The 6,927-nt window shown below is 70.7% G+C and carries 6 protein-coding genes; 1 reads left to right on the top strand and 5 read right to left on the bottom strand.

Annotated elements, in window-relative coordinates:
• The 3 genes from B2284_RS13320 to B2284_RS13310 form a co-directional block, all read right to left on the bottom strand.
• Window positions 1–1,043 (bottom strand): ferredoxin reductase family protein (locus B2284_RS13320; protein ID WP_286697635.1); only part of this gene is annotated, 1,043 nt, incomplete at its 3' end.
• A gap of 503 nt (window positions 1,044–1,546) precedes the next feature.
• The gene (locus tag B2284_RS13315; RefSeq protein WP_131941876.1) at window positions 1,547–2,359 is read right to left on the bottom strand and encodes a DsbA family oxidoreductase; all 813 of its coding nucleotides are present in this window, start codon (window positions 2,357–2,359) and stop codon (window positions 1,547–1,549) included.
• Window positions 2,360–2,663: 304 nt separating this feature from the next.
• The gene (locus tag B2284_RS13310) at window positions 2,664–3,770 is read right to left on the bottom strand and encodes an ABC transporter permease (protein WP_200829307.1); all 1,107 of its coding nucleotides are present in this window, start codon (window positions 3,768–3,770) and stop codon (window positions 2,664–2,666) included.
• A gap of 108 nt (window positions 3,771–3,878) precedes the next feature.
• Here B2284_RS13310 and B2284_RS13305 point away from each other — a divergent pair, with 108 nt between their 5' ends.
• On the top strand, window positions 3,879–4,475 hold the full coding sequence (locus B2284_RS13305; protein ID WP_136788632.1) for a TetR/AcrR family transcriptional regulator: 597 nt from the start codon (window positions 3,879–3,881) through the stop codon (window positions 4,473–4,475).
• Between the two features lie 427 nt (window positions 4,476–4,902).
• Here the strand turns inward: B2284_RS13305 and B2284_RS13300 are convergent, their stop codons facing one another.
• On the bottom strand, window positions 4,903–6,171 hold the full coding sequence (locus tag B2284_RS13300) for a hydroxyacid-oxoacid transhydrogenase (protein ID WP_131941872.1): 1,269 nt from the start codon (window positions 6,169–6,171) through the stop codon (window positions 4,903–4,905).
• 175 nt (window positions 6,172–6,346) lie between these two features.
• A partial coding sequence (locus B2284_RS13295; protein ID WP_286697634.1) for a hypothetical protein occupies window positions 6,347–6,927 on the bottom strand: 581 nt, incomplete at its 5' end.

Below are 6,927 nucleotides of genomic sequence, written 5' to 3'. Positions count from 1 at the left end.
GCCCCGCCGCAGACGTAGACGTCGCGTTCGCGGACGTCCGGGCAGGCGAGCAAGAGTGCGTCGGCGTCGCTGAGGTGACGGTGATCCTCGGGCAGCCAGCTCTCACGGCCGGGGATGCGGTGGCCGCGCAGCACGATGTACTGGCCACCGCGCGCGGCGGTGATGGCCTCGATCTCGTCGTCGAGCACGAGGTCGTCGTCGGTGCTGTGACGGTGGATGACGGTCGCGTCGAGCCGCCCCGTCGCGGGGTCGCTCGGCAGTTCGTCGAGCAGGGCGCGTAGCGGCGTGATGCCGATTCCGGCGCCGATGAGCAGCGACGCCCGGGTGCGCGCCGCACCTGCGTGCATGCGGCCGTACGGTCCTTCGACGAGGACGCGCGTCCCCGGCGTCAGCGTCGACAGGCGGCGTGAGCCGTCGCCGATCATCGCGGCGGTGAAGCGTAGCTCGACCTGCCCGTCGTCCCTCACGCGAGGCGCGGCGGACAGCGAGTACGGGTTCGCGCGCGTCACGCCCGGCCCGCCGAAGCGCCACTGCAGGAACTGGCCGGCGCGCGCGTCGAGTGCGGCCGTGGCGCGCCCCACGGCGCTGACGTTGACGACGCCGGGCGCGATCTCCTCGACGTTCGTCACGCGCAGGCCGGCGCGCTGGGTGCGCGCGAGCGGCAGCAGCACACGGAACACGATGACGGTGAGCGCCACCGCCGCGTACAGGGCCCACCAGAACGTCGTCGCGACGGGCGAGGCGAGGAAGTCGCGGCCCGTCCACAGCTGGTGCGGCAGGGCCAGACCGACGCCGAGGTAGGCGTACAGGTGCAGCAGATGCCAGCTCTCGTAGCGCAGCGCGCGCGAGCGCGGGGACCGAGTCGCGCTAGCGGGGCGCAGCGGTTTGATGCTGGTGACGACGACAAGGCACAGCGCGACGGTTCCGGCGAGGGCGAGCAGCATCGCCGGGTAGGTGAGGGTGAAGTCGACGATCTGCCCCCAGATGCTCTGGTGCGCGTCGGCGGCGTAGCCGAGCGTGATGAGGGCGATGTGGGCGAGCATCAGCGTGAAGCTCGAGAAGCCGACCCAGCGGTGCAGGCGCGTCAGCCCATCCTGCCCGAAGGCCTGCTCCGAACGGAACTCGCGCCATGAGCAGCACCTGCAGCAGCAGCAGGTAGCTCGCGATCAGACCCGTGAGGCGGCCCGATTCGTCGAGGACGCCCGACGTGGACGTCAGGCCGGCGATCCCGCCGTTCGTCACCCACAGGGCGACGACGAACAGGCCGAGGCCCCAGGCGACGACGATGCTCGCGTCACGCCACCAGGAGGGGACGACGCGCGGTTCGCGTGGTGCCGCGACGGCGGAGGCGCCGAGTCTGTTCGGTGTCGGCGGCATGGTGACCTGCGTGCTCATGACGCCACGGTCCCGCCCTCACTTCACCACCCCGTATGGCGTCGCTGTGAGGCGGCTATGAGGGCGTCGGAGCCGTACCCATCTGCGATGTTCGTCCACATTTACTCCCGGTAAACGGGTACGAAAATCGCAGATGGGTACGGGCCCGCGGTCAGATGGCGCAGTGGTCGGTGTCGCAGGTGCCGGGATGGCTGTGGGTGCTGGCGCGGCCATGGTCGACTGAGTCGGCGTCGGGGCCGGTGGGCTCGACGTCGTCGGGGTCGGCGTCGTCGGATGACGTGGACGCGCCGTGCGTTGCCGCCGCGTCCAAGGTCGGGTCCGAGGTGGCCGTACGAGCCTGCCAGGCCTGCGTCAGGGCGCGCTCGAACGTATCGACGGGCTGCGCACCGGAGACGGCGAGGCGCCCGTCGAGGACGAAGAACGGCACACCGGTGATGCCGATCTGACGCGCCGCCGCTTCGTCGGCGCGCACGTCCTGAGTGAACTCGTCGCCGGCCAGGACGCGGCGGACGTCGTCGGCGGGCAACCCGATCTCCTCGCCGAGACGCTGCAGTTCGTCGACGTCGCCGATCGAGACGCCCTCTGTGAAGTACGCGTGCATGAGGCGCGTCTCCGCCGCGGTCGCGAGTCCGTGATGCGCTGCGAGATGGATGAGGCGGTGGGCGTCGAACGTGTTGCCGTACTTCGCGTCCTGCCAGTTGAACGTCAGGCCGACGGCGGCCGCGCGCGCTGCGACGTCCCGCTGGCTCGCCGCCGACTGCTCGGCGCTGATGCCGTACTTCGTCGCAATCGTGTCGACGAGCGTGCGGCCGGGCTCACGCTCTATGCTCGGGTCGAGTTCGTAGCTGTGCCAGACGATCTCGACGTCGTCCGCGTGCTCGAAGTTCTCGAGCGCCAGCTCGAGGTGTCGCTTGCCGATGACGCAGAACGGGCAGACGATGTCGCTCCAGATGTCGATCTTCATGCCGGTGTCAATACCGTTGACTGTTCAACTATTCCGACATGTGCTGGCTGCGACGATCCGTCCCGCCGACGGCCGGAAGCGGGTGCGTGACAAGGCTGCGCCCGACTCGCCCCGCCCGAGTGCCCCGTGCCCGACTCACGTACTCCTGCACCGCCGTGTTCTGCGCAATGCCCGCGCCCGACTCGCCTGTGCCCGATTCGCCCCGTGCGCGACAGGCCCGCCACGACATGGCGCGGGCGCCGACCCAGCCATGATGGATCGCGCCCGGATGATGCCGCGTCGCTCGTCGCGCCCGGGCTGGCCGTCAGTGCGCTGTCTTGCGCCACTTGCCGAGCGACAGCAGGACGAACCCGCCGAAGGCCCAGCAGAGCAGGACGATCCAGGCCTGAGACGCCCCGCGCCCGTCGAAGTAGGCGACTGATCGCAGCGCGGTGCCGGCCGCACCGACGGGCAGGAACTGCCCGATCGTGCCCCAGGGGTGCGGCAGCCACTGCGGGCCGGTCGCGAGGCCCGAGATCGGGTTGGATATGAACAGCATCGCGACGGCGCCGAGCCCGAAGCCGGCCGGGCCGAGGTTCTTCGCGAGTCCGAGAACGGTGAAGCCGATGGCCGCGATGCCGAGGCCGAAGGCGAGCGCGAGCTTCCAGAACGAGCAGTCGACGGCGTCGAGCCAGGACGTGAGCATCCACGCGGCGAGCAGGCCGCCGAGTGTCGCGACGCCGACGACGCCGAGCGCACGTCGAGCGAACGAGCCGCGGAAGGTGAAGAACAGTGCGGCGGACGTCGCCATGCCACCGAAGATCAGCGGCAGTCCGGCGCTCGTCATGGCGGTGCCCATCGGGTCCTTCGCCGGGAGCGGAGCGAGCTCCTGGTAGGTCACCTTCTGGCCCTGCTTCTCGAGGCCCGCCCCGACGCCCTTGAGGAGCGCGGAGTACGGCGAGCCCGCGCCGGCGGCCGTCTGGATGACGGCGCCCTGCGGCTTCACGGCGATGCCGCCGATGGCGTCGCGGTTCTTGACGGCGTCGGCGCCCTGCTCGGGCGTCGAGTAGGTCTTGACGTCGAACGCGCCCGGCTTTTCCTTCTCGAGCGTCGAGGTGATCTTCGACGTCACCTGCTGCGGGCCGCTGGCGGCGAGGGGTAGATCCTTCGCGCCGGAGTGCACGGCCGGCGTCGCGAACGCGAGCAGCATGAGGCCGAGGACGACGGGCAGCGCGAGGACGAAGACGAGCAGCGGCGGCTGCTCCTTCTCGGGTTCCTCGACGCGTTCGGCGCCGTCGGCCTCGACGCCGTTCTGCGTCGTGCCGGTCGTCGCGGGCGCCTCGGTGCGGGCCTGTGCCTCCTCGGCGCGGGCCGCGTCGAGGTCTGCGTGCGTGTGGTGCTCGCCGCGCATGGGCGGCGTGGGTTCGGTCATGACGGCTCCTGATGCCGGGGAGCGGTGCCTGGGCGCGTGGCTCGTGGCCGCTCTGCGATGTCGTGCGATTGACCCCAGCATGGCCCGCCCTGATGCGATGATGCCACCGTGGTGAATTCTTCGCGGGGGCGTCCCAAAGGTGGTAGTGATGCCCGAGAACGCCTGTTGGAGGAGGCCAGAGCACAGTTCTTGGCCTCCGGATACCGCGGCACGTCAGCCCGGTCGATCGCCCGGGAGGCCGGTGTGGACCACTCGTTGGTGAATTATCACTTCGGGACGAAGCGGCTGCTGTTCGCCGAGGCGATGGGGCTGCAGTTCAGCCCGACGTTCGCCGTCGAGTCCGTGTTCAGCCGTGCCCGGGGCAAGCCCCCGCAGCGCGTGGCCGAGGAATTCCTGATGGCCATCATCACCGTGTGGGAGAGCGCGGGCTCGCGCCCGGTGCTGCAGGAGACGGTCGAAGGTGTGCTCGGCGATCCCGCCATCCGCGGGTTGTTCAGCGAGTTCATCACCGCCGAGCTGCTGACGCACGTGCGCGATCACATCGGAGGCGCCGACGCCTCCCGCCGTGCTGCGGGCGTCGGAACCGTCATCTCCGGGCTCGTGTTCGCGCGCTACCTCATCGGCATCGAGCCGATCGCCTCCATGCCGCCGCGCGACGTCGTCCGCACCCTCGCGCCGATGATCGCGCTGCAGCTCGGACGTTGACGCTGACGCCGGCGTCGCTGCCGGCGTCGTCGGTCGCGGGTCAGGCGCCAGTGCGCTCGCGGTCGGGACCGATCGTCTGGGCGCATCACCTGTGACGGTCGCCGGACGCTGACGGGCTGCGGCGTCCTGCCGTCGTCACGCGGGCGACCGGGCCTCACCCGTCTGCGCAGGGGCTTGTCGCCGATCTTCGCGATGCGCTCGGCGTACTGAGCCGGAAAGCCCATCGGACGCTCGTCGTCAGAACCGGCGAGCCGGACGAGGGCGGCGTCATGCCAGGGGCCCGGCGTGACGACGGAATCGATGCGCGAATCGCAGAGGGGGACGGGCGGGCGCCTTGTAGGCCCGGCCACCTGTGAACCCCCCGCAGCGGTCGACGTCCTGCGATGCCGAGCCCCACCGTAGCGCCCGCCTCACGGCAGCGGTGTCGTCACCAGAGCGTCATCGAATCTCGCAGCACGCGTTCGACGTCGGTCTCGGTGATGTCGACGGGCGCCGTCGCGAGCAGGCGCTGCTGCTTCATCGCGCCGTCGACGAGCTGCGGCAGGTCGCTGCTCGAATAGCCCAGTGCAACAAGGCCGTTGGGCAGGCCGATGTCGCGCATGAGGCGACGCAGTGCGTCGGGCAGCGCATCGCAGCCGAGGTCGCTGCCGGCGGTGTCCGGTTCCAGCAACGCGGCCAACTCGTGGTGGCGCCCCGGGTCGGCGGGGTAGAGCAGCGCGAACGCGGCGGGCGCCGTCATCGCTACGGCCATGCCGTGCGGCACCATCGGGTGGTCGGCGTCGTAGCCGTCGGGGCGGAAGTCGCGCACCATGCCGGCGATCGGGTAGGCGCACGCGTGCGGCACGTGGACGCCGGCGTTGCCGAACCCCATGCCCGCGAACGTCGCCGCGAGCGCCATCGCGCCGCGCGCGTCCACGTCGTCACCGTCCGCGACGGCGGTGCGGAACGACGTCGCGAGCAAACGCACGGCCTCGCGCGACCACATGTCGCTGATCGGGTTGGCGCCGCAGTACGGCACGCGCTCCTCGGCACGCTTGGCGGCGAATTCGGTGTACGGCTTGGCCGCGTAGCTCTCGAGGGCGTGGCAGAGGATGTCCATGCCCGCGGCCGCGGTGACGCCGGCGGGCTGCGTCATCGTCAATTGCGGGTCGACGACGGCGAGCCGCGGGCGCAGCGACGCATGGCTGATGCCCGTCTTGACATTCGCTTCGAGCACGTCGAGGACGCAGATCGTCGTCGACTCGCTGCCCGTGCCGGTCGTCGTCGGCACGGCGATGACGGGCACGAGCGGCTTCGTCGGGTTCTTGCCGCCACCGACGGGCGCGTTGATGTAGTCGACGAGGTCGCCGTCGTTCGTCGTCATGAGGGCGATGGCCTTGGCCGTGTCGATGCTCGAGCCACCCCCGACGGCGACGATCGCGTCCCACGGCCCGTTCTTGCGGGCCCAGTCGGTGGCTTCCTGCAACGAGGCGTCGCTCGGCTCGACGCGGGCGCCGGTGAAGACGTCGACGCTGATGTCACCGCCCGTCAGGACGTCGGCGACGCGTCGCGTGATGCCTGCGTCCGCGACGCCCGGATCACTCACGACGGCGACGCTGCGCGCGCCGAGATTGGATGCGTCCCAAGCGATCTCGTCGATGGCTCCGGGGCCGAACTTCAGTTGGGGGCTGCCGTAGGTGAACACCGTTTCGTCCATGGGCTCGACGGTACGCGAGTGAAACGAACGAGGCACCTGGCCCGGGGCGGAACTGTTCGAACCTCGTGACGTCCCACTCGGCGCAGATCGCGCCGAGTGGGGCAATCGGTCGGCGCGAACGTCCCACGTGGTGCAGTTCCGCACCGTGTGGGGCGTCGAGCGTCGCCCCGCCGTGTCAGCGTCGACGTCTCGAGCGCGCCCGCGTCGACGATCGCCGCACCTGCGCGGCCGTCAGCCGCTCATGCCGGCGCATCTCACGCGCGACGCGGGCCTGAGCGCGCTCGAGCGGCAGTTCCTGACGGCGTCGGCGCGCGGCCTGCATCTGTGAGCGCATCGTCGCGCGCATCTGTTCGCGCGGGTAGGGGCGGCCGCCGATGAAGTCGCGCACGGCGTTCCAGCGTTCGTCGTAGGCGTCGTTGAAACGCGCGTGGGAGCGCCGATCGAGCCACCCGCCCGTCTTGTATCGCTTGGTCGCCCACCACGATCCGGGTTTCGCGACGCGCACGGCACCCACGACGGCGAGACCGGGCACGAACACGCCGATCAACCCCGTCAGCAGCTTGCCCTTGAGGATCGTCAGGACGACGAACCCGAAGTTGATGACGATGCCCACCGCGACGACGACGCCGGGCACTCCGTCGCTGCCGGGGACGATGTCGAGCGGGTTCGCGCCCAGGACGAGGGCTGCGGTGATGGCGACGGCGACGAGCAGGGCGCTGATCGACTGGCGTCCCTCCTCCTGCCAGTAGACGTCCT

The sequence above is a fragment of the Dermacoccus sp. UBA1591 genome, from assembly GCF_002322065.1.
Taxonomy (GTDB): Bacteria; Actinomycetota; Actinomycetes; order Actinomycetales; family Dermatophilaceae; genus Dermacoccus; species Dermacoccus nishinomiyaensis.
This window is presented reverse-complemented; position numbering and strand designations above follow the sequence as displayed.

Excerpts from the sequence above, each read along its gene's own strand:
- B2284_RS13315 (WP_131941876.1), bottom strand. The coding sequence starts at position 2,359 with ATGAAGATCGACATCTGGAGCGACATCGTCTGCCCGTTCTGCGTCATC.
- B2284_RS13300 (WP_131941872.1), bottom strand. The coding sequence starts at position 6,171 with ATGGACGAAACGGTGTTCACCTACGGCAGCCCCCAACTGAAGTTCGGC.
- B2284_RS13310 (WP_200829307.1), bottom strand. The coding sequence starts at position 3,770 with ATGACCGAACCCACGCCGCCCATGCGCGGCGAGCACCACACGCACGCA.